This window comes from Alkalinema pantanalense CENA528, from assembly GCF_050753345.1.
Taxonomy (GTDB): domain Bacteria; phylum Cyanobacteriota; class Cyanobacteriia; order Leptolyngbyales; family Leptolyngbyaceae; genus Alkalinema; species Alkalinema pantanalense.
Genome location: NZ_JBLZFX010000049.1, coordinates 18,416 through 42,083 on the forward strand (window position 1 = coordinate 18,416; position 23,668 = coordinate 42,083).

Sequence of the window (23,668 nt, forward strand, 5' to 3'; positions counted from 1 at the left end):
GTAGCCTAGGAGTGGTGCAGGACTTCTTTGGCTTTCCGCAGTTTACCTCCCGGAGACGATCGCATCCATCGATAGACCACAAGATTGAGTAAAAGTCCCACGACAAAAAGTGTAACCATCAGGATAATCTGTGGCCAGACAATAGGTTGTACCATCAGATCTGCAATTAGATGGAAAAAATTGAGAATGGTATAGAGAATCGTGATTCCAAAATGAATCACGCGCGATCGATAGGATTCTGTAAAGGCCGTGCTAACAATTAAACCCATCGGAATGAGAAAGAAAACCAGCATCGACCAAAAAATTACCGAAACATCATTGTCACTCCCTGCATGGGAATGGGCCACATCCAACCCGTGGAATAGTGGCATCAGTGCTAATTGAGTATGAAATAGTAAACCTAGGAGGAAAACCACCCAAAGCGTAATAATTTTTTCGCGATAGTTTACCAGCATAGGAGCCTCCATGATTACTCTCCATGATTACCTTGGAAATCTCGATCGAAGCTTATTTTGTAGGTATGGAGTTTTCTTAAACTCACGTCTAAGCTTAGAGAGTAACTTTGAGAAACTTGTGAAGAGTGGGAATTTGAGTGAGGAACGCCGCCTCTCCAATCAAAATGAGCGTCAATGAATCTTAGTGATGGTCAGTGATAGTAAACGATAGTAAATCTTTGATAACTTTGATGAGCTTATTGCAACTGATTCTAAAACAATATTGCAATAATTCTAAAACAATATTGCAACCACTTTATGCAATACAGCATGATGCAATGCCTGGGTTCTTGGACTCAGTGACCCTTCGGGGCCAGTCAATAGCTACAGGCTCGCGGAACTAATTCTGCGATACTTTTTGATAGCGTCGTTGCAACAGTTTAATGCGTTCTAGCCGATTGACAACCCGCGTAACTAATTCTGGGCCAATAATCGGCTTACTCACAAAGTCATCCCCCCCGGAACTATAGACCTGATTAATCGTAGCTGCATCTTTGTGGGCGGTCAGAAAGAGGATGGGCAGATCGCTCCAGTGGGGGTCATTACGCACCGTTTGGCATAGTTCAATCCCATTCACTCCCGGCATCATGACATCAAGAATGAGGATATCTGGCGTGTCTGATTCTAGAATTTGCCAGAACTGTTGCGGATTTTGTAATGTAGTCACTCGAAAACCCCAGGGCTGCAACAAACTTTGCACAACGGATAAAACGCTAGGATCATCATCCACAACAAGAACGTGAGATTTTAATTTTTCGACATGATTGAGCACCTGGGTCACCGCCTTCATCACATTCTGAGCCGATGTGGGCTTCGGCAGAAACGCCCGTGCCCCCGATCGCATCACTTCTAGCCGTTCCTGGAGATCATGGTGCGCCGCTAAGACCACAACGGGAATGGAGGGTGCTTGTTCGTGTAATTCCGTTAAAAACGTGAGACAGGTGGCATAGTCAGCGGAATGATCTAAATCTAAAACGATTGCTTGGGGGGCATGTTGATAGAGGTGCTTGCGAGCCGTTTGTAAGCGACTAGAACGCTTAATTTTGAGGTGGGATAGCGAATGGTTGGCTTCGGCTACTAGGGTCTCCGGTAACTGAGTATCCTGGCTGATGACTAGGATCACAATGGTTTCATTTTCGGTGTCATCCTCCTCAGCGGGGGATGCTGCCGTTGTCGAAGTTTGGGGGGACGGGCGATCGACGGGTGAACGGAGTACCTGTTGCAGGGCTTTGAATAATGGATGCAGCGTTTTGGTGTGGGTGGGTTTGGGATTGTGCTGGTATTGTTTCAGTAAGGTTTCGATTTTCTGGCCGAGGGTAGATCCTTCCGGCAATCCAAACATGCCCAATGATCCCGCTAAAGTGTGGGCGTTCTGGATGGCGTCATTCAAAACTTCATCGGTAATTTTCTCTTGATCTAAAGCCACGATCGCCTGCTGAATTGTCAGCATTTGTTCTTGGATTCGGGGTTGCGATCGCTGCCAAATTTTCTGAACGGCGGCTTGGGCTTTCATCGCATCTGGGGCCGAGTTGACTGGTTCGGTGGGGGAATGGGGGCTTTCCCAAGGCTTGAGGCGATAGCCAATGCCATAAACCGTTTCAATCACCTCGTCTGGAATTTGGCTTTTTTTCAGCTTTTGGCGCAGTCCTTTAATATGGGTTCTAACTGCTTCTTCGCCCGGTGCTTCTTCGTAGGACCACAAGTGATCCAATATGGAACTGCAACTAAAGACCCGCTTAGGATTGCGTAAGAATAATTCCAATAAGGCATATTCCTTGGGCGTGACGGGAATCAGCCGATCGGCATAGCTGACTTCACAACTTCCCGGATCCAACTGTAAATCCCCCCAACAGAGAATAGGTTGGTTCGCTTCGCCCGATCGTCGCATCAAGGCCCGCACCCGCGCGACTAATTCTTCATTATCAAAGGGCTTGACCATATAGTCATCTGCGCCCGCATCCAGGCCCACGGCTTTGTCGTGACTGCTATCCCGAGCGGTGAGCAACATTAAAGGCGTTTGAATGCCCTGCGATCGCAGCTGCCGACAGAGGCTAATGCCGTCTATTTTCGGCAGCATAATGTCCAGAACAATCAAGTCGTAGGTAAAGGCCGTTGCTAGGTCTAGGCCCTGCTGGCCATCCTGGGCAACTTCGATGACATAGTTCTGTTGGCTGAGGATGGAAGTCAGCGTTTCGGACACGAGCGGATCGTCCTCAACAATGAGAATTTTCATCCTGTTTACTTCCCCCAGCGCTCATAAGCTCCAGTGTAATATAACTCTCCTTTGGAGATGCACTACTCACAAGTTTCTCAAACTTTCTCACTATGCTATAGCATTACCAACTGAAGAAATGGCTAACGAGTCCCAAGCACAATGGACTGTCAGATGGGAGATGGGGCAGGTATGAATCGCTGTGTAACATTGGCATTTGTCGGTGATATTCGCCTAGGGGACGGCATGAATCAAGATTTGTGCTGGCGATCGTGTTTTTCGTTTTGGGATGGCGCGTTGCCCATTTTCCAGCGGGCAGAGGCGGTGTTCGCCAACTTAGAAGGGGGCATTGAAGCACCCAAGACTGTTTTGTCAAAAGTCACTTCGGAGCCTCAGAATTCCGCTCCATCGCAATTGGAGCTTAGTGCGCTTCCCCCCGCTGCCCAACTGTTACAGGTCGCCAATATTCAATTTGTGAGTTTAGCGAATCATCATCTGCTCGATTGCAGTGCCCAGCAACTTGGGAAAACTATGCAGTATTTGGATGCAGTCCAGATTGCCTATGCAGGAGCAGGAACCACAGCGTCCATGGCCGCTTTACCCGTTAGGTTAAACATTGCATCCCATTCCATCGGAATTTTGGCCTATACTAGCCAAGATACCCATAGCTTGCATCACAACGGTTCGAACGATCGCGCCCCTCAAACGTCAGTTAAGCCCCCTAAAAGCCAGAGCTATATCAACATCCTGGAATTACCTAAAATACAGTCTTTGAGCGATCGCGGTAGAACTGAAGATTGCGCAATCCTATCTTTAGAACAAGCCATTGAAGATCCGTCAGCGTTTATCTCAAGCAACGGAAATATTTCGCACCTTGACAACAATAAAAGCTATGTTGAATTAAATAAAAAGACGAACAATCCTCTGATTAACCCGCAAGTTTTACAGAACAACTTAGCACGGTCAACCTTAGAGTATGTTGAACAAGCGATTCAAGATTTGCGTGACGCTGGGGTAGAACTCATTATCTTGTCTATGCATTGGGGGCCTAGCCTCGAAATCTCGCCCTCTAAGGAATTTCGATCGTGGGCTCATCGATTAATTGATCTGGGCGTGGATATTATCCATGGCCATGGGACACATATTTTTCAGGCTGTAGAAGTCTATCGTCACAAACTGATTCTTTATAATACGGGTGATATTCTCAGTGATGCTCCGATCGATCCCCGCATTCGCAATGATTGGTCATTTATCTTTTTAGTGGATCTCGATCGAGACGGCATTCAGCGGCTCAGAATGGTTCCCGTGCATTTGCACTATGCCAATATTGAATTAGCTAAGCATGAGGTTTTTGAGGCAATCTGTCATCGTATGCAATCGCTGTGTGCTGAGTTTCAGACTGCGGCGGTTCGCACTCAAGAGGGATTAGTCGTCGATGTTCGTCATAATGGAAAATACTGTCTTAATGTTTTATGATCTGTTTTTCATTTTGTTTGTCTAACGATTCTCGAGTTTATTTTTAATTTGTTTTCATTGATTAGCATTTCACTATAATGGCAGTTTAATGCCGATTCAATGGCTGTTTTAGACGTAATGGCTGTTTCAGGAGAAAGCACGACCCACGATTGTAATAACTTGCCTGCCATAACTCACTTGCCATAACTTACTTGCCATAACTCACCGCTCTTTAAGTACAACCGGAGGCAAATCAGATGTCTACCCTATTCCACGATCGTCGAGAAGCCGGACGGTTATTGGCTAAAAAGCTCAAAGAGTACGCCAACCGTGAGGATGTGGTGGTGTTGGGGTTGCCTCGGGGGGGCGTACCCGTGGCCTATGAAGTGGCAGAAGCGCTACAGGCTCCTCTGGATGTTTGTATTGTCCGGAAGTTGGGAGTGCCAGGGCATAGGGAGTTAGCCATGGGCGCGATCGCCTCAAATGGGGTGCGTTGGCTGAATTATGGCTTAATTCGGGATTTACAAATTTCCAGTCCGGCAATCGATGAAGTGGCTGCTAAGGAATTACGAGAGCTACAGCGGCGCGATCGAACCTATCGCGGCGATCTTGAACCGTGGAATGTGGAAAATTGCTGTGTCATTGTGGTGGATGATGGGTTGGCGACGGGGGCCTCCATGCGAGCGGCTATTCATGTGATTGAGCAACAGCATCCGGCGCAAATCATTGTGGCCGTTCCCATCTCTCCCCGCGAGACTGTACGGCAATTGGCCCAAGAAGTGACCCAAGTGGTCTGCTTGAAAACCCCGGAACCCTTCCACGCGATCGGATTATGGTACGAGAATTTTGCCCAAACTTCGGATGATGAGGTGTGTCAATTGCTGCACCATTCGGATTTGCCTCCGTGGCCGAATTCCTGCCAGGTCAGTGTTTAAGAGATTGACAGAAGAATCTTGGACTTCTATGATTAGCAACTAAAATGATAATCGTTATCATTCGTTGCTCATTTTTAACATGTCTATGTATTACTTTCGCTTGCTGGGTTTGTGCGGGTCGATCGGCTCTGGAGGAAATCGCTCAATCCTTGCTCCATCGCTGTCTCTTGTCTCCCTGGGGCAACGGGTTGCGGCTCCGATCCTGTTTACGGGGTTGACGCTATTGGGAGTTCTGTCGGGTTGTACAGCAGGAAACCAAGCCCCCAATGCTTCTAACAACAATGCTCCCAACACGACGGTTAACTCCAGTAACCAAGCCGCTTCGATCAATGTTGTAGCGACAACAAGTGTTCTCTGTGACCTAACCCAGCGGATTGTGCGATCGACAGACAAACCTACGGTGAAGCTGAATTGTTTGGTCAAAGCAGGGCAGGATCCCCATACCTATCAGCCCAATCCCGCCGATCGTAAGGCGATCGAAGATGCCGATCTTATTTTCTATGGCGGCTATGGCCTAGAACCGAATGTTGTGCGGTTAATTACAGCCGCGCCCAATGCCATCACCAAAGTGGCAGTCCACGAACTCGCAGTGCCCAAACCCTTACAAGGAGGACACCACCACGACGATGAGCATGACCATGGCGGAGGAGAACCCGATCAGCCAGAGGCAAAAGCTAAGGAGACCCCAGCGGGAACAGTAGAACATTCTGAAGCCGAAGAAGCCGATCCCCACGTTTGGCACAACGCACAGAATGGTATCCAAATGGTCAAAGTCATTGAAACTGCCCTGGCCAAAGCTGATCCTAGCAATGCGGCCCTCTATGCTAAAAATGCTCAGACGATTACCGATCGTTTAACTAAAGTAGATAGCTGGATTAAGGCGTCGATCTCGACCATTCCTGCCAATGCCCGTAAGTTAATCACTACCCATGATGCCCTTGGGTACTATGCTGCGGCCTATGGGATTCCGGTGCAAGGCGCACTCCAGGGCTTGAGCACCGATGAACAACCGACACCGACCCAAGTCAAAACCTTGGTTGATGTGGTGAAAGTGGCCCAAGTTCCCACGATTTTTGCAGAAAAAACAGTCAATCCGGCGCTGATTCAGACCGTAGCCCGTGAAGCCGGAGTGAAAGTCGCCGATCGGGAACTATTGGCCGATGGCTTAGGAGAAGCGGGTTCTGGGGCAGAAACCTACGAAGAGATGTTGATCAGCAATACTAAAACGATCGTTACAGGGCTCGGTGGAAACATAACAGCGCTGAAAGAACCGTAGGCAAATGCTGTAGGCAAATGCTGTGGGCAAACGGTACCTACGGCCTGAGGGTTACGTTATGCTTCAATGACGACTCGTAAATTCCCCCGTTTACGGGTGACCCGGCAGGCGGTGGCATTACTCGGTCGATCGACCTCAGAGCTCCCCTCCCGCACAAATTCCAAATCTAACAGGGTTGACCCTACCCGTAGGTTTTTCAATGACAGGTATTGCAGAGAACTCGGTAAAGCCGGATCAATAATTCGCACATGATTACCGGGAGCATCGGGCACTAGATTAATCATCATGTGCAGTAATTGGAAAATCGTTCCCGTTGCCCAAGCTTGGGGAGAACAGGCCACGGGATATTGCACGGGGGCGCTGTCGCCCATGCGTTCATAGCCACAGAGCAATTCCGGGGGCCGCTGGTAAGGCTGATGCAGGGTCATATCAATAATTCCCTGGGCCACCTCCAACGCCTGATCGATTTGCCCGATCGATCGCAGTCCCAAGGTAATCAAACTGTTGTCATGGGGCCAAACCGAGCCAACGTGGTAGCCCATGGGATTGTAGGCGGGGGATTGGCTACTGAGGGTGCGAATGCCCCAGCCGTTAAACATATCGGGGGCTTGTAAGCGCTCGGCGACGCTGCGGGCTTTGTCTGGGGTGAATATGCCGAGATTGAGACAATGGCCAGGATTGGATGTAATGCTATCGACGGGATTGCCATCGCCATCTAAGGCAAGGGCACAGTAATCCAAATCGTCCATCCAAAAATCACGATTAAAGCAGGTTTGCAGGTCTCGGGCTTCCTCTTGCCAACGATCGGCGAGATCAATCCGTTTTTTAATCCGTGCAATTTCACTCAGCCGCACTTTCGCAGCATAAACATAGGCTTGCACTTCGCACAGCGCGATCGAACCCTTGGCCATCTGCCCCTGGCGATCGACAATGCAATCGCCGGAATCCTTCCAACCCTGGTTTTGCAATCCCCGTTTAGAGCGACGGTTATAGGCCAGATAGCCCGTTTCGCGGCAGTTGCGATCGATCCAATTCATGGCATCAATGGCACTATCCCACAATCGATCTAGCGTTTCCTGATCGTGTGTCCAAGCGTAGTATTCTGCGTACAGCATTAACCACAATGGTGTTGCATCGATCGTTCCATAATAGGGCGTGTGGGGAATTTCCTGGCAGCGGGCCATTTCGCCAAACCGGAGTTCATGGAGAATTTTTCCGGGCTCTTCGTCGCGCCAATCATCATCCTGCTTACCCTGGTAGTGTGCCAAGATATTTAGGGTATCTCGGGCGATCGTTGGATCAAGAATCAACGTTTGCGATGCGGCGATGATGGAATCTCGACCAAATAAGGTGGAAAACCAAGGAACCCCTGCTGACAAAGCTTTGTGGGCATTAAATGTTTGTCGCAGGAGGTAAATATCCTGTTCCGCCCGTTCAATGATTTGGTTAAACGCCTTATTATCAGTGCGAATTTGAGTAATGCCCGATCGCCATTCCTGTTCCTCTAACACTTCGGCGGCTTTAGCCTGCATTAATGTCATGGGCGCATGGACATTGGAAGCCGATTGGTTATCAATCAGCATTTGCAATCGGTAGCCCAACCGTAGGGTTTCATGGGATGCCAAGCGGATTGTCCAAAGAGCGGTGTAACCCTTAAGATGATCGGGGAGACAATGCAGAAATTGAATTTGAGCCTCCATGAGTGAACCATCCAGCCCCTGGTAGGCCATGGTCAGTTCTGAGGGGGCTTGGCTCAACACGTAAGGTTCGGGATCAGACTTTTGGGGATCTGCCGGGGGGAGATCTTCGGAAGCTGCTGCTGGAACCGAAGCGAGAACTTTGGAGGGGGCTGTAGCTGATGGTATTTCTACATGGCGTAGCAGTTGTCCTCGATGTTGGCGATCGAAGCCACGAACTTCAAAGAGATCGACGAAATCAGCATCAAAGCTGAGACTGAGTTCAAATTGAATGGTTTGGGTACTGTAGTTTGTTAGGGTAATTTCTTCAAATAATCCCCCATTCAAAACCATTTCCCGTTGGATCCCCAAGGTTTCCGCTGGAATAGTCTGATTTTCGGCCTGGGACGGAGGGGCATCCGGAAAGGCAACGCTACTTTCCAGACGAGGATTGGTACAGAGAATAAACAGTGCGAAGCCCTTCTGAGCATTGCTGCTGAGGAGGAGGGGCGATCGACCATCGATTTGTAGCTCTAATCGGCTGAGAAACCGGGTATCTCGGCAAAATAGGCCCAAACTCGTAACGGCTTCGTCTACGCTGCAACCTGAGATATTGCCCAGGGTATCGCTAATCAGAAATAGGTCGTCATCCTTGAGGGTGAGAGTCGGTTGAGAGCGATCGGTGACAGCACAGCCCCATTCGGGAATGGGTAATTGATTGGCAGGAATGAATGTCTTTCCGTTTAGTTCAACAAGATCTGACATGGGACACAGAAAGTTTGGCAATGGATTGAGAGGGCTTGAGAAAGAAGATTTTATTCGCAAAAATTTATGTTCAGCGTCGTAGTGGTATCAACGCGCACTAAACCCGATTACTGACCTACCAGTTTACAGCTCCAACACTTTTTATGAGGACTAGAGCAGCGGAATTTAATTTTCTATTAATAAAATAGTCTGAGAGAAGGGGCATCAATCGGATCTGAACAACTCACTTTGATCCTGAGAATAGGGAAATGCGTGCACTGTGAAGTGATTATGCACAGGAATTTCCTGATTAGGAGAATTGTCAGGGAATAAAAATATTTTGTAACAAAATTAGTTTATTACAAATGGCCTAGCTGAAAAAAGTTGCTCTTAAAAATTAATAGAGAGGCAAGGACGATCGCCGGGGCAATCCCTTAACCTCTCATTGCAGTCCGAATAGCAATCCGAATAGCAGTCTGAATCAGTTTTCTGCATCCTGTCGATGGGGGATGGATGTTGATCCTCAGTATTCCCTGCTTGAGAGAGTATTGCCCTTAGTACCTATGATGGTGTTTGCTATGGCTTTGTCTCTCCGAACCGCAGTTTAGGGACGTTCATCCGATCGGTCATGGTTACAGTGACGCTAGAACTTGATTCATAGATTCGGAATGATGGACAGTTTTCTAATGTTTTTTTAACAATAGAGAATCGGTGAATGAAAAATCCCTGAATGAACTAACGAATGGTTTTCTAAGAATCAATGAATCGATGATCCAATGGGGATCGAGATCTTGTGCATGATGCTACATAATGCTATCGAATCAGGCTCGTGGCTCCATGCAGGTGACCATTTTGGGCGAAACGCTCTGCCAGAATTTGTTGATAGACCGCCTCGTATTGAGCCGTCATGCACTGCACACTAAAGTGCTGGCGTACATGGTTGCGGCAAGCTGTTCGATCTAGTTCTGCCGCTTTAGGAATGGCGGCAATGCAGTCGTCGATCGTGTCGCAAAGGAAGCCACTGGTTCCATGGTCAATGATTTCGGGGGTAGACCCTAGGCGCAAAGCGATAACAGGCGTTCCTGCAGCCATCGATTCCACCATGACCAGACCAAACGGTTCCCGCCAGGTAATGGGAAATAGCGTTGCTACTGCATTCCCCATCAGTTCATTTTTCATGACATGATCCGCTTCACCCAGATATTCAATTTGTTTTCCATCAATCAGGGGCTTGATTTCTTGCTCAAAATAATCGACATCCACGACATCCACTTTACCCGCCAGCTTTAACTTCCAGCCTGCTGCTTTAGCAATCTGAATCGCTAAATGGGTTCCTTTTTCTGGAGAAATGCGCCCCAAAAATGCCAGATAGGGATCTGGATTTGGCTGAGCATAGAAGCGGTGACTATCCACGTCGATGCCGTTGTAAACCGTTGCCACACAATTCAACCCTAACCGAGGTTCGCGTTGGGTATTGGAAATGCTGATATAGGGCTGATCCTTGGCAAAGGTGAACATCTTTTCGTTATCGGGGGTAAAGATGCCATGCAAGGTATGAACCGTGGGGGTTTTAACCAGTCCCGCGTAGGGAAGGGCTGCACAACCCATGTGAGAATGAATGACATCAAACTCTTGGGCCCGTCCATACACTTGACTGAGTTGCAGCATTTCGTAAATGCCCGCTTCTCGTACATCGGGATCAAGCCGAAGGGCACGGGGATGAACCGATTCTAACTTTGCCAAAGTGACTGAATCACCGGATGCAAACAGGGTGACTTCATGGCCCCGCCGCACGAGTTCATCCGTCAGCAAACCCACAACTAGCTCGATTCCACCATAACCAGGGGGGGGAACCCTTTCCCAAAGGGGAGCAATTTGAGCAATCCGCATAACAAACCTCCTGAGATAAAACGTAAACAAGAAACAGTAGGTTTCCTGTGACGAATAATGTTCGAATCAACGTTTGAGTCAACGGGGATTGAGAGCTAAGTTTGGGAATACTGAACGAGACTTTAGGTAAAAATGCTGGGTGCCGTCAATTCGGGGATTGCGATCGACCCAGTACGGAAATCTCGCCATTCTAATTTCCCTAAGTTCAGCCCTAGGACTGTTTCCAACCGGAGAGGCTTTTAGAAACAGTTGAATCAAGGCGGGTGAAAAACTCTGTAATCTCTACCTTGGTGAGTATGAAAATTGTCAAGGAGGACATTTAGTAGTCTTTTCATGACCTAATTACAGAGGTTTGAGAAGTCATATGTAATAGGTAACTGAAAATACATTTAGTGAAAGATTATCTATCCTGTGGATTACCTGAAATTAGTGAGTTCCTAATTCGATAAAAGGTTGAGCTAAGATCACTTGAGATAACCTGTAGTCGGTGCCTTAAGTGATGCTGCAGGATACAGAGAAGGCAAAAATTGATACATCTCAGGGTTATACATCCAAGGTGGATACAGATTTACTTTTTCTCTGATCCAACAATAGTAAAGCCACTAGTCCTAAACTCAAAGACACACCTATCCAACCAATGAGTGGTAAGGCTAGATAACGTACCACTAGAGCAATTAATGCCCAAACAACTACCATGACATATAGGCGATCGTGGCGTTGCTGATAGACGGCCCAAGCATGCAGCGCTGCAATTCCCATCATAATACTCGTCCAGAGGGGAGCGGCAATTCCCCAGCCATTCCAGCCTGTTTCATGGAGTAAAACTGAAATATTTACGATCGTGGCCACGCTAATCCACGCAAGGTAAATGCTAAAGGGATAATGTAGAAACCAGCGATCGCGATTGGAGAGTGGTTTTCGCCCTACCCCTACTAAACGATAACACTGCATAATTGTCAGTAGCAGTCCCACCATAATTAGAGTAGAGGCAAGTAATAATTGCTGAATAAATGTATAAACCCAAAGGCTTTGTAATATACAGGCAAGAATGAGCCAGGGTCTTGCTTGAAAGACAAATTCATACCGTTGAGGGAGTTTTAATTGATAAAAACTAAAAGCGATTAAACCACAATAGATTAGCCCCCAAATGGCAAATGCATAACTAGCGGGAATAAATAGTACATCTGCATAGGTAATGTTGGCTAAGTCTGCGATCGTTTTGCCTTGGGGCGGAAAGCGATTAAACCAAGAATTGACTGCGATCGCGCCAAAGGTGGCTAAAATCGTCGCGATCGCCATAGTTTTTTTAGATGAATAAAATTCTGAAGAAGTGGACATAGTATACCTCAATTAACGTTAGTTAGATAGGAACTGGCATGGGATGTTGATGAAAAGTATCATGGAATAGCGATAATAGAATGTAATCTATTCTGGAATGCAAATTTCATAAAGTGGATTGAGGGTGTAAGTTGTTGGACGAATTGGGTGAATGGTCGAAGTCTGGTAAGGTTCCTTCTACGTGAATAATGGGAGTTTCTAGGCGTTGTTGGGGGATGCCAATTCCTAGATTTTCTTGATCCATTAGTCGCTTAAGCCGACGGCGGAACTCCCTTGCAACAGTAAATTGCTCTAAAGGACGGGTTTTCAGCCAGATACGAATTTGTAAGCCGACGTGATCAATGCGATCGATTCCTAAAACTTCGGGCGGTTCCAGGATTTTTTGATTCCAAGGGGATTCATGGTACATTTTCTGGGCCATGGTTTTGAGGAGGGAAAGGGCACGATCGGGGTCGGATTGATAATCGATTTCGACAGCTAAATCAACCCGTGACCAGTCTTTAGAAAGGTTTTCCACAATACTAATCGAACTGTTGGGAATGGTAATCAATCGACCTTCCGCATCCCGAAGTTGAGTAATGCGTAGGTTCATATTTTCCACACTACCTGACACATTCCCAATTTTGATAATGTCGCTGACAGCATACTGATCTTCCAGCAAAATCAGCAAACCATTAATCACGTCTTTGACTAGGCTTTGGCAAGCGAAGGAAACTGCGAGACCAATAATGCCCGCCCCTGCTAACACTGGGACTAAATCAACACCGATAATGGTGAGTGCCAAGAGGACACCTGAACCTACAAGAATCAGAGATAGAGCACTTTTTAGGACTCTCGATAGGGTATTTAAACGAATGGATAGACGATGGCTAAATTGATCTAGGGTTCGTTTATCTTGAAAGACAGAGGTAATGACTCGATCGATGACTGCATCACTCAACCGAGTAGAAAAGTAAACTGCGATCGTGATCACCAGCAGTTTCAAGGGCGTTGCTAATAAAAATGTGCGTAACCAGCGGGTTTGGGGAAAGATCTCGATCGCATAGGCAATGATACCGATCCAAAGAATGAATTGCCCCACCCCGTACAATCGAGTTTTCAACTTTTGTAGGCTGAGGCGTTGTTGCATTTGCATTTGCTGCCATTGCTGCTGCTCAGTGCCTACTTCTGTCATATTTTCTGTAGGTGCTGGGGATTCTTGGGCGCTGGTGAGTGCCTCTGTAAGTTGGTGTTGGCGTTGACGGCTGCGGGTCTGTCGCCAAGAAAATAGATAACTCAGCGCAAGACCTGCAATACTCACGATCGCAAGAATGCCTCCCTGCTGGAATAGGTAGTCGGACTGACGTTCTCGGAAGGCGCGTTCTAGGGCTTTCTGGAGGGTTTGGCGAATTTGTTCCCCCATTGATCGGGGGGCAAGTCCCTGGGCATCTGCGTCCAAGGTGGTCACGGTCATTAAATATTTTTCGTTGATGTAGATGACAGGCAAATTGGTTTGGGGATCGATTTCTAAACGCACATCCAAGGATTGTGGACGCCCTTGGTTCACAATATCTTGCAGAATCGACTCAATAGTCTGTGCTCGTTGTTCAGCCGAGTTATTGCCTGTATTATTGCTGGTACTGTTGCTTGTGTTATTGTCTGCTTTGGATAATGGGTTGGTTGAGGGAGTCGCGATCGTGAAAAGTGAATAACCGTCTAAGTTGATGATAGCAGTATTGACTCGACTAGCATCAAATCGATCTAAAACACTGGCGAGGGACGGTAGAGTAATGGGGCTTAAGCTATTAGATGGACTAGTGGGTGAGGGTTGATTCAATTTTTGATTATTAGTTTTGGAATTACTTTGATTGTTTAGTCCTTGATTATTTTGTGAAGTATTATTTTGGAGATTATTATTATTGCTTTCTTGGGCTACCACTAGGGAAGGTGGAAGACCCATCATTGTAACACAGAGTCCCACGATCACCAACGATCGGGCTGTACGGGCGTTCCAATATTTCCAGTATTCAAGTTGTCGCATATGCTGTCATCCCTAAATCTGCCACTATCTGTAACCCTGTAATTCCTACAAGTTGGTTACAAACTATGCTTCAGTGTAAAGAAGATGGACTGATTTGCGATCTTCCAAAAGGAGGTTAAGGACGGGCGATCGACCGAAACTTGATTATTCCTTTTGATACATGGGTGAATTGTAAGATTTGCTGGATGGGTTCTCAGCGCGTTGGAGGAACTGCCGTTTGGTAAGACGAGAGTGGGGAAAGAGGCAACAATAACAGTTTACTAGACTAGGCGATACAAGTACAATTGCTGAAAACTGACTGGACAGATGTTCCTACTCTATCTGGTGTCATAATTTTCTACATTTTTGGCTCATACTAGTTATTGTTGCCTTAACTGTTGATTACTTGTTAGCTTGCTTGTTGATTTCTCAATTGTCTAATTTGCTATCTTTACGACAAGTTTAGCTGGACAAATTGAGACTAGGGAGTGGAAACCTACTTCGGATAGACAAAAACTAAATTATTGCCATCAGCTCGAACGCTGCTGGTGGTAATGGTTCCAAACCGAGGAACGCCCATTTGTGCAAGTTGGGGTTGTACGATCGCATCAATTTGTTGGCGTAATACAGGATCGTTGAGTCGATTCCGAATTTGGGTATCCACCGTCGATCGAATCATGTCTTTGTAATCAAATAACGAATTACAAACATCTACACCAAATACATTGCAAACGCTTGTTGCTTGAATCGTTCCATTTAGTGTGGCATCAACTACTTTGTAGCTAATAAAACCATTAACTAAGGTTGGCTGAATTTTCACGTCCAACCGAGCGTTATCAATATTGACATCGGGAATGGCATCATCACCCAAATCTACGGCTCCGGTGTGATATCCCTTGATTTCCCGCCCTGAGCTTTCAAAGGCCAGACTCAGAATAAAATAGGGACTTTGCCAACTAAGTTGAGTTTGGTTGAGGTTCCAATCATTCACATAGAAATTGGCATTCCCGAGATCAGGGCAGATCCAACCACAATCTAAGTCAACGACTTTTTTGGGAATCGAAAATGGATACTGCGCGCCTCCGAACGTACTTGGCAAGCGCAGAAACGAGGTGTTGCCGTTGAGATTATTTAAGTGGAGTTGGGTGTCTTGAATTTGCGTATTGACCTGAGCGGCTACATACAAGAGTGCTAGACCCGGAATTGTAACGGTGCCATACTGTTGAGGAGGTTTAGGGGGCTTGGGGTCGGGATTACAAATGGGGGCATCAGGATTGAGATCACAATTCGGAATAGCAAGCGATCGCTGAATTGTTGCATTTGCGAATGTCATTGTAGTGATTGCACTCAGTACGGAGAGTGCAGCAATTTTGAGAGCATTCCTAGAGAATTTCATAATTTACCTTTTCCAAATGGGGCTAATAGGAATTCACAGTCAATATCTGACCTCACAATCAAGTCTGGCGCATCATCTAGCTAGGATGGCTTAGACGGGTTTGCTAGGTTCGATGAATATAAGTAGGGCTATCAATTTTCACTTATGCAGCAGTAGAATGTTTCGATCTAAAAAAATGATGTAGTTAAATTTTCAATTTTCTCTGTACCATGACTCTCAACCTGCTCTAAAAACGCCACGATTTCTCTATAAAACTCTATTTCTCGATCACGACATTCCTATGTCATTCCCCCCAACCTCTATCACTTCCACTGATTGAGGGGTTGTTTAATCGCCCAACTAGCTGTAAAACTGTCTAAACTGTTGTTGCCCATGATGTAGGTTGCGCTGACACTCCGATCGTCTCCAAGTACCAACAAGCTAAACAGGCGATCGGAAAGTTCCTGTAACGTAGTGGGGAATGAGCCTGCATTGCGAAAGTCCATGAGAGGAGTTGCTTGGAGGTGCCAAACGACAAAATCAGCTTCTTTCCCAATGGCGAAATTGCCAATCTGATCGGCAAGATGTAGCGATCGCGCCCCCCCTAGGGTCATCAGAAAGAATAGTTGAAAGGGAGATAGGGTTTGGCGTTGTAGTTGTGCGACTTTATAGGCTTCGGCGGCGGTTTTGAGCATTGAAAAACTGGTGCCTGCACCGACATCACTGGCAAGTCCTACATTGATCGATCGACCTTCAGATTTCGCTTTCTGAATATTAAACAAACCACTGCCGAGAAAAAGATTCGATGTGGGACAGAAGGCGATCGTAGCATTGATATCATCTAGGCGATCAAATTCCGCATCGGAAAGATGAATGCAATGGGCAAAAATCGATCGCTCATTTACCAATCCGTAGCGATCGTAAACATCGAGGTAACTTTCACTGTTGGGAAACAGTTCTTTGACCCAAGCCAGTTCATCTACATTTTCAGATAAATGGGTGTGTAAATAGACCGTTGGAAATTCCGATAGCAGTTGTCCTGCAAATTGCAATTGCTGGGGGGTGGAGGTCGGGGCAAAGCGCGGCGTGACGGCATAGCTGAGGCGATCGATCCCATGCCACGTTTCAATTAATCGCTGGCTATCTTCATAGGCAGATTGAGCCGTGTCCAGCAGTTCCGGTGGAGCATGGCGATCCATCATCACTTTCCCCGTCACCAGCCGTAAATTGCGGGCTTGGGCTGCGGTAAACAACGCATCCACCGACCCCGGAAACACCGCTGCAAACACCGCTGCTGTCGTTGTCCCATTGCGCAGCAGTTCCTCAATAAAAAAATTAGCAACTTGCGCGGCATGGTCTGGATCTTGAAAGGTTTGTTCTGTCGGAAACGTATACTGATTCAGCCAGTCCAATAATTGTTCCCCGTAGGCCGCCATCATCTGCGTTTGGGGATAGTGCAGATGGACATCTACCAAGCCAGGGGTAATTAACCGATCGGGGTAATGGGTAATGGCTAAATTGGGGTAGCGATCGGCTAAATCTGAATAGGCTCCAAAATCATGGATATGCCCTTGATTCAGCACTAATAGGCCATCGGCAATGTAACGAATACTACTGTTTTCTAAATTTTCTAAATTTTCTGTGCTGTGATTGTCTAGGCTATCGTTGGAACAATTGCTAAATGGATCATCGATACAATCCAAAAATGCCCCCCGTACTCCGGTTAATTCAGATAACTCCACCTGAGAACCAGGATTTTGTAAATTTTGATTGAGCTTTGGGGTCATATTTTGGGGATTTTGGTTCACCGTGGGCTTCTCCCATGATTGAATTTCTTCTACAATTTTAATAACGCTTTGAAAAAATGGTTGTTGATTCGAGTTCAATGGCGATGACCGATGCTGTGCAATCTCAGACTTCAGAATCTCAGACCTTGGAATTTATCCTAAACGGCCAGACAGTGCGCCTCTCCGCCGTTTCGCCTACCCTGACGCTCTTGCAGTATTTGCAACAGTCGGGGCGATCGGGGACAAAAGAAGGTTGCGGGGATGGGGACTGCGGAGCCTGTACGGTGGCGGTCATGGGGACGGATGCCCAAGGAAACCCCACCTATCACACCATTAACAGTTGTTTGATACCACTGGGAGCGATCGCCGGACGGATGATAATCACGGTGGAAGGGTTGGCGGAGGCGGAGCGTTTGCACCCCGTTCAAGCGGCGATGGTGGAAACGGGCGGTTCCCAGTGTGGCTACTGTACACCCGGTTTTATTATGAGTTTGTTTGCCGCCTACTATGGAGCCGATGGCGCGATACCCGATGAAACCGTAGAGGGCAATCTCTGTCGATGTACGGGCTATTTACCGATTCGACGGGCAGCACAACAACTCAGCCAGGAATTAATCCAAGCACCCCCCAACGATCGGTTTACAGCGCAACTCGTCAATGCAACTGCATCCCTGAGCGATGTGAGCTACCGCAGTCCCACGGAACAGTTCTATCGTCCCACCCAACTGCAAACTGCACTGGAACTGTTGCAACAGCATCCCGAGGCAGTGGTGCTGGCCGGGGGAACGGATTTGGGGCTAGACATGAGCCACCGCCGTCGATCGTTTCCTTGCATGATTTCCCTAGAAGCGCTGACAGAACTGCAAACCATTGATTCATTAGAGACTGTGGTTAGCATTGGTGCTACTGTTTCCCTCAATGATGTAAAAGAGACATTAAAAGGTCAGTTTCCTAGTCTGGATACCATGCTCGTTTGGTTTGCAGCACAACAGGTTCGCAATCGCGCGACGATGGGCGGAAACATTGCTACGGCATCCCCGATCGGCGATCTGCCTCCGGTTTTACTGGCGTTAGATGCGGTGGTGGAATTGGTCAGTTTGAACGGTGTCCGCAAAGTTCCCATCGTGGAATTCTTTACAGGCTATCGACAAACGGTACTGCAACCCGGTGAGTTAATTAGATCGATTCAGATTCCCACAACGCTAACACCCCAAGCCACCCAACGCTACAGCCAATCTTACAAAATCGGCAAACGGGGCACCGATGATATTAGCATTGTCGCAGCAGCTTTCACGATCGATGTCGATGCCCACAACACGATCGTCCATGCAAGATTGGCCTACGGCGGTGTGGCAGCAACCCCCATCCGCGCGATCGCGATCGAAGAGGACTTAATCGGTCAATCCTGGACAAGGGAAACCATACAAGCCTGTAAACCCAAGTTGCGGGACTGTTTTACGCCATTAAGTGATCTGCGGGGAAGCGCCCATTACCGGAAAACGTTAGTCGCCAACCTCTTTGAAAAATTCTTTATTGAAATGGGAGGCAGATAGACCCATGATTCATCAATCCAAATCCCATGAAAGCGCGATCGGACATGTGACGGGTAAGGCTGTTTACACCGACGAACAACGGCCTCCCGTGGACATGCTTTCGATTTATCCCGTGATGGCTCCCCATGCCCATGCTCGTATTAAACAGATTGACCTCAGCGCTGCCGAACAGGTTGTCGGTTACGTTACGGTGATTACTGCGGCAGACGTTCCTGGAATTAATAACACCGGGGTCATTCTTGCCGATGAAATTCTATTGCCCATGGAAGCAATCAGCTATTGGGGACAGGCGGTTCTGTGGATTGTGGGAGAAACGGAAGTCGCAGCTCAACGGGCTGCGGAGCAAATCAAAATTGAGTATGAACCCCTGCCTGCAATTTTATCGATCGCCGATGCCATTGCTGCCGAGCACTTCCATAGTCCACCGAATCAAATCAGTCGGGGGGATGCCGCAACGGCTCTGGCGCAGGCGGAGCATCGATTGACTGGGGAATTGGAGATTCAAGGACAGGATCACTTTTACCTGGAAACCCACACCAGTTGGGTGATTCCCGATGGCGAAGGGCATTTCCAAGTCTATTCCTCGACGCAACATCCTACGGAAACCCAGGCGATCGTGGCGCGGGTGTTGGGCCTTGCGAAAAATCAAGTGGTCGTGACTTGTTTGCGGATGGGTGGCGGCTTTGGCGGCAAGGAAACCCAGGCCAACCCCTTTGCGGCGATCGCCGCGATCGCGGCTCACAAAACGGGGCGTCCAGTGCGGGTCAAGTTGAAACGGGAACAGGACATGATGCTCACCGGGAAGCGCCACGGGTTCCTGGGACGGTACGATGTGGGATTTACTGCTGAGGGGCAAATTACGGCACTGGCGGTCAAGCTCTATGCCGATGGGGGCTGGAGTTTGGATCTGTCGCCTCCGGTGCTGCTGCGGGCCATGGTGCACGTGGATAACGCCTATTACATTCCCCATCTGACCGTGCAGGGCTGGATTACCAAAACCCATAAAGTTTCTAATACAGCGTTTCGGGGATTTGGTGGGCCGCAGGGAATGGTGGTGATTGAAGAGGTTGTCGATCGGGTGGCTCGATCGCTGCAATTGCCGCCGGAGGTCGTTCGAGAACGCAATTTCTACCGGGGTTCCGGGGCAAGCAACACGACCCACTACGGACAAGAAATCGTGGATAATCGCCTCGATCTAGTGTGGCAGGAGTTACTCGCGCGATCGAACTTTTCCCAGCGTCGATCGCAGATTGCTGAATTTAATCGCACCAGTATTGATAAAAAGCGAGGTTTAGCAATCACACCTGTTAAGTTTGGTATTTCCTTTAACAAGGTGCAATACAATCAAGCAGGGGCTTTGATTCTGATTTATACCGATGGCAGTATTCAGTTAAACCACGGTGGCACCGAGATGGGGCAAGGCTTACATACTAAAATGCTACAAGTAGCTGCAAAAGCTCTCGGCGTCAGTCTCCAGCGTTTTCGTATGATGCCCACCAGTACGGATAAGGTGCCTAATACATCCGCCACTGCTGCGTCCAGTGGATCAGATTTGAATGGGCAAGCGGTTAAAGATGCCTGTGAGACTCTAAAAGCTCGCTTAAAACCCGTTGCGACGCGATTATTAGCATTGTCGGAAGAGACACCCTTAGCGTTTGCGGAGGATTGGGTTTATTCTGCGGAAGATCCCACGAAAAGAATTACCTTTGAAGCCGTTGTTCAACAAGCCTATGACGATCGAATTAGTCTATCGGCAACGGGTTATTATCGCACTCCGACAATTTTTTGGAATCCTGAAACGGGCCAGGGCAATCCCTTCTACTATTTTGCCTATGGAGCAGCGGTGAGTGAGGTGGAAGTTGATGGGTTGACGGGTATGTTTCAGTTACGGCAGGTGGATATTGTCCATGATGTGGGGGAGTCGCTGAATCCGTTGATCGATCGCGGGCAAATTGAAGGGGGATTTGTGCAGGGAATGGGGTGGCTGACGATGGAGGAGTTGGTTTGGGACGATCGGGGCTGTCTGCAAACCCATGCACCCAGTACCTACAAAATTCCCACGATCCGCGAAGTCCCGGAAGCCTTTAATGTGCATTTGCTAGAACGAGCAGCGCAGGATGGTGTGATTTATGGCAGTAAGGCTGTGGGGGAACCCCCGTTGATGCTGGCGATTTCCGTGCGCGAGGCGATTCGAGATGCGATCGCGGCCTTTGGCAACCCTTCCACTGCAAAGGTTGTGCTGGCCTCCCCTGCAACTCCGGAGAAAATTCTAACCGCGATCGAACAGGTGATCGAACAGGCAGAGGTAGACGTGGAAATGATTACTTAATTGCAGCCCATCATTGTTTCTATAATCGCTTGTGCAATCAGTATGACCCGATCGTTGTATCACTCTTTATTACAGGCATTACAAACCGAAGCAGTCGTCTTAGCCACGGTCATTGAAGTATCGGGATCAACGCCCAGAGAAATCGGTGCGAAAATGTTTGTGAAAGCATCGGGTGAAATTCAAGGCACGATCGGGGGTGGCGCAGGGGAAGCAAAGGTCATTCACCAGGCGTTGCAAGTGCTGGAAACGGGCATCAAACAGCGGGTGGAAATTGATTTATCAGGGAATCGGCAGGTAGGAGCGCAGGAGCGTCCGAAGGAAGGGATTTGTGGGGGGAAGATGCAGGTCTGGCTGGAACGCTGGTCTGGAAGCGAGGCACGGTCGATCGTGCAGCAAATCATTATGGCCTTAGAGGCTGGTCAATCGATTACGTTAGTGACACCTTTAGCATTCGATCGATCTCCGTGGGTTGAGATCGATCGTGGTTGTGAGGCTGTTGATTATTGTGATGGGGTTGATCCCCCTAAATCCCCCTTATTAAGGGGGACTTTGAATCACAGTAATCCGGTTCCCCCCTTATTGAGGGCGGCTAGGGGAGATCAAATTTCTTCTATGGATGGGGGCGATCGTGGTTGTGAGGCTGTTGATTATTGCGATGGGGTTGATCCCCCTAAATCCCCCTTATTAAGGGGGACTTTGAATCACAGTAATCCGGTTCCCCCCTTATTGAGGGCGGCTAGGGGAGATCAAATTTCTTCTATGGATGGGGGCGATCGTGGTTGTGAGGCTGTTGATTATTGCGATGGGGTTGATCCCCCTAAATCCCCCTTATTAAGGGGGACTTTGAATCACAGTAATCCGGTTCCCCCTTTATTGAGGGGGACTAGGGGGGATCAAATCGCTGAAGTCTTGCAGCCACTGCCGACTGTATTAATTATTGGAGCAGGACACTGTGGTATTCAACTGGCCAAAATTGCGGATATGGCAGGCTTTCAGGTCATGGTACAGGACGATCGCGTGGAGTGGGCCAATACCGACCACTATCCCCAAGCAACTCAGATTTTCACAACCTCGATCGAAACCACGATCGCGCAACTCAATCATCATTCTGCGCTATATGTCGCACTACTGACGCGCGGCTATCAGTATGACGTGCAGGCATTGAAAGCTATGATGACTCAAGCAATTCCCTACCGTTACATTGGCATGATGGGCAGTCGGCGGCGGGTGCTGCAGGTGTTTCAGGCAGTGCAAGCGATGGCGTTGGATGGGGAAACGGAAGCTTCTGAACCCTTGATCAGTCAATTGATCAGTCAATGGCTACAGCAAATCTACGCCCCGATCGGTCTAGACATTGGTGCGCTGACCCCGGAAGAAATTGCCGTCAGCATCGTCGCAGAAATGATTGCCATTCGCCGACAACAATTTCCCCTACAATAAATTTCAGGATCGGGGGAACCCTAGATTTACGATAGTCCCAGCACTTTTTTCAGTAGCATCTGGTCAGCTAGCTTGATTCTAAAGCGGCCATTCTCGACATCACGAATCCAGCTTTGGCTCTTCCCGGCCTTCTCAGCTTAGCTGAGAAGGCTCATCCCCAGTTGTTTTCTAGCGGCCACAATTTGTTCTCCAGAGAGCGATCGAGCAGTGGTTGTTATCTTCTTTTTAGGTGTATTGGAACAGTTGTGATTCAGTTGTTTATCCTTATATTTTTCCCGTTGTGTTTCCTGTTGTTTCGATCGTGTTTGCCAATCGGACGGCAGTTTCAACTGAAGAATCCGCGCCTGCATCAAACGATTCCATTTGCCCCGAGGAGCCGCATCGGTTAAACGAGACGCATTTCCACCATCTGCCATCCAGAATTCCAGCGCATCCTCTGCATCATTGGGTAAATCGGCTAGTTTTGCCCAGAGCGGTTGAATTTCCGGCGGATAGGTTTCTGGATCAAAGATGGGCTTCAGTCCATAGTGGTTCAGGACTTCCAGATCGCTCTCAAAGGTGCGTAACAGACGCTTACGGTCTTCTCGGTGGGTTTGAGTGTGTTGCAGCTTGTCGTTGCCATAGGCGATTCGCATCAGCGTGGGAACTGTCATTCGCTGCTCAAGGCCCAATTTACTTTTAAACAGAAACCAGAGCATGATTCGAGCAGCTCCTTCATGCTGTTGCCAAATTCCCATAACCGTCTGGAGCAACGATTTTGGCAAGAGTCCATATTGATAAAACGCAGTCGCCGCTTTAGCACCGGATTGATTTAAAAAATATTGCGCCCATTGTCCAGCTTGGATATGAAAGGTCATTCCTACCAAATGCCGCCGACCCGCCTCATCTTCCTGAAGCTGGGGATGGATTTCTAAAAGGTGCCATAGGGGTGCTCTGGCGATCGAGAATTTTGGAATCCTGCCCTGTTGGGGCCAATGAACTTCCACGTCCAATCCACAGGACTGCTGCACCCATTCACGAATTAAAATGATTTTGGCAATTTTATTTAAATCAATAGTCCGGACAATTTTAGCGAGGCAGGAGTGGACAGAGAAGCTATCCATCGGATAGGGTGCAAATTAATCCAAAACGCACCGGATGGATAGCCATATGGAAAATATTGTAC

15 protein-coding genes are annotated in these 23,668 nt (G+C 48.0%); 6 read left to right on the forward strand and 9 right to left on the reverse strand.

The window, feature by feature from the left end:
• Positions 1-5: 5 nt before the first annotated feature.
• Entirely contained in the window at positions 6-455 is a 450-nt protein-coding gene (locus ACN4EG_RS16185) for a hypothetical protein (protein WP_431630940.1), read from the reverse strand.
• 379 nt (positions 456-834) lie between these two features.
• Complete coding sequence (locus tag ACN4EG_RS16190; protein ID WP_431630942.1) at positions 835-2,727, reverse strand: response regulator; 1,893 nt, start codon at positions 2,725-2,727, stop codon at positions 835-837.
• A 171-nt stretch (positions 2,728-2,898) separates the two neighbouring features.
• On the opposite strand from ACN4EG_RS16190, the gene ACN4EG_RS16195 reads away from it, so the two are divergent.
• The 3 genes from ACN4EG_RS16195 (at position 2,899) to ACN4EG_RS16205 (ending at position 6,372) form a co-directional block, all read left to right on the forward strand.
• Positions 2,899-4,182, forward strand: a complete 1,284-nt coding sequence (locus tag ACN4EG_RS16195; protein WP_431630944.1) for a CapA family protein — start codon at positions 2,899-2,901, stop codon at positions 4,180-4,182.
• A gap of 236 nt (positions 4,183-4,418) precedes the next feature.
• On the forward strand, positions 4,419-5,096 hold the full coding sequence (locus ACN4EG_RS16200) for a phosphoribosyltransferase (protein WP_431630945.1): 678 nt from the start codon (positions 4,419-4,421) through the stop codon (positions 5,094-5,096).
• Between the two features lie 85 nt (positions 5,097-5,181).
• The gene (locus ACN4EG_RS16205; RefSeq protein ID WP_431630946.1) at positions 5,182-6,372 is read left to right on the forward strand and encodes a metal ABC transporter solute-binding protein, Zn/Mn family; all 1,191 of its coding nucleotides are present in this window, start codon (positions 5,182-5,184) and stop codon (positions 6,370-6,372) included.
• Between the two features lie 56 nt (positions 6,373-6,428).
• On the opposite strand, the gene ACN4EG_RS16210 is transcribed toward ACN4EG_RS16205, so the two are convergent.
• The 6 genes from ACN4EG_RS16210 to guaD form a co-directional block, all read right to left on the reverse strand.
• Entirely contained in the window at positions 6,429-8,813 is a 2,385-nt protein-coding gene (locus ACN4EG_RS16210; protein WP_431630947.1) for an amylo-alpha-1,6-glucosidase, read from the reverse strand.
• Between the two features lie 792 nt (positions 8,814-9,605).
• On the reverse strand, positions 9,606-10,682 hold the full coding sequence (locus tag ACN4EG_RS16215; RefSeq protein WP_431630948.1) for a glycosyltransferase family 4 protein: 1,077 nt from the start codon (positions 10,680-10,682) through the stop codon (positions 9,606-9,608).
• A gap of 543 nt (positions 10,683-11,225) precedes the next feature.
• Positions 11,226-12,020 (reverse strand): tryptophan-rich sensory protein, encoded by a 795-nt coding sequence (locus ACN4EG_RS16220; RefSeq protein ID WP_431630949.1) that lies wholly within the window; start codon positions 12,018-12,020, stop codon positions 11,226-11,228.
• A gap of 106 nt (positions 12,021-12,126) precedes the next feature.
• A complete protein-coding gene (locus ACN4EG_RS16225) occupies positions 12,127-14,040 on the reverse strand; it encodes a mechanosensitive ion channel family protein (RefSeq protein WP_431630951.1) in 1,914 nt (637 codons plus the stop codon).
• A gap of 475 nt (positions 14,041-14,515) precedes the next feature.
• Positions 14,516-15,352, reverse strand: coding sequence for a hypothetical protein (locus ACN4EG_RS16230; protein WP_431630953.1), 837 nt, complete (start codon positions 15,350-15,352; stop codon positions 14,516-14,518).
• Between the two features lie 365 nt (positions 15,353-15,717).
• The gene (guaD, locus tag ACN4EG_RS16235; protein WP_431630954.1) at positions 15,718-17,202 is read right to left on the reverse strand and encodes a guanine deaminase; all 1,485 of its coding nucleotides are present in this window, start codon (positions 17,200-17,202) and stop codon (positions 15,718-15,720) included.
• Positions 17,203-17,279: 77 nt separating this feature from the next.
• Here guaD and xdhA point away from each other — a divergent pair, with 77 nt between their 5' ends.
• The 3 genes from xdhA to ACN4EG_RS16250 are packed head-to-tail and all read left to right on the forward strand — an operon-like array spanning position 17,280 to position 22,503.
• A complete protein-coding gene (gene xdhA / locus ACN4EG_RS16240) occupies positions 17,280-18,734 on the forward strand; it encodes a xanthine dehydrogenase small subunit (RefSeq protein WP_431630955.1) in 1,455 nt (484 codons plus the stop codon).
• A 4-nt stretch (positions 18,735-18,738) separates the two neighbouring features.
• Positions 18,739-21,063 carry a xanthine dehydrogenase molybdopterin binding subunit gene (gene xdhB / locus ACN4EG_RS16245; RefSeq protein WP_431630956.1) on the forward strand — a complete coding sequence of 775 codons (2,325 nt, stop codon included), beginning with the start codon at positions 18,739-18,741 and terminating at the stop codon, positions 21,061-21,063.
• 42 nt (positions 21,064-21,105) lie between these two features.
• Positions 21,106-22,503, forward strand: coding sequence for an XdhC family protein (locus ACN4EG_RS16250; RefSeq protein ID WP_431630959.1), 1,398 nt, complete (start codon positions 21,106-21,108; stop codon positions 22,501-22,503).
• 137 nt (positions 22,504-22,640) lie between these two features.
• Here the strand turns inward: ACN4EG_RS16250 and ACN4EG_RS16255 are convergent, their stop codons facing one another.
• Positions 22,641-23,606: a hypothetical protein gene (locus ACN4EG_RS16255; protein ID WP_431630960.1), complete on the reverse strand. Its 966-nt coding sequence runs from the start codon at positions 23,604-23,606 to the stop codon at positions 22,641-22,643.
• Positions 23,607-23,668 lie beyond the last annotated feature (62 nt).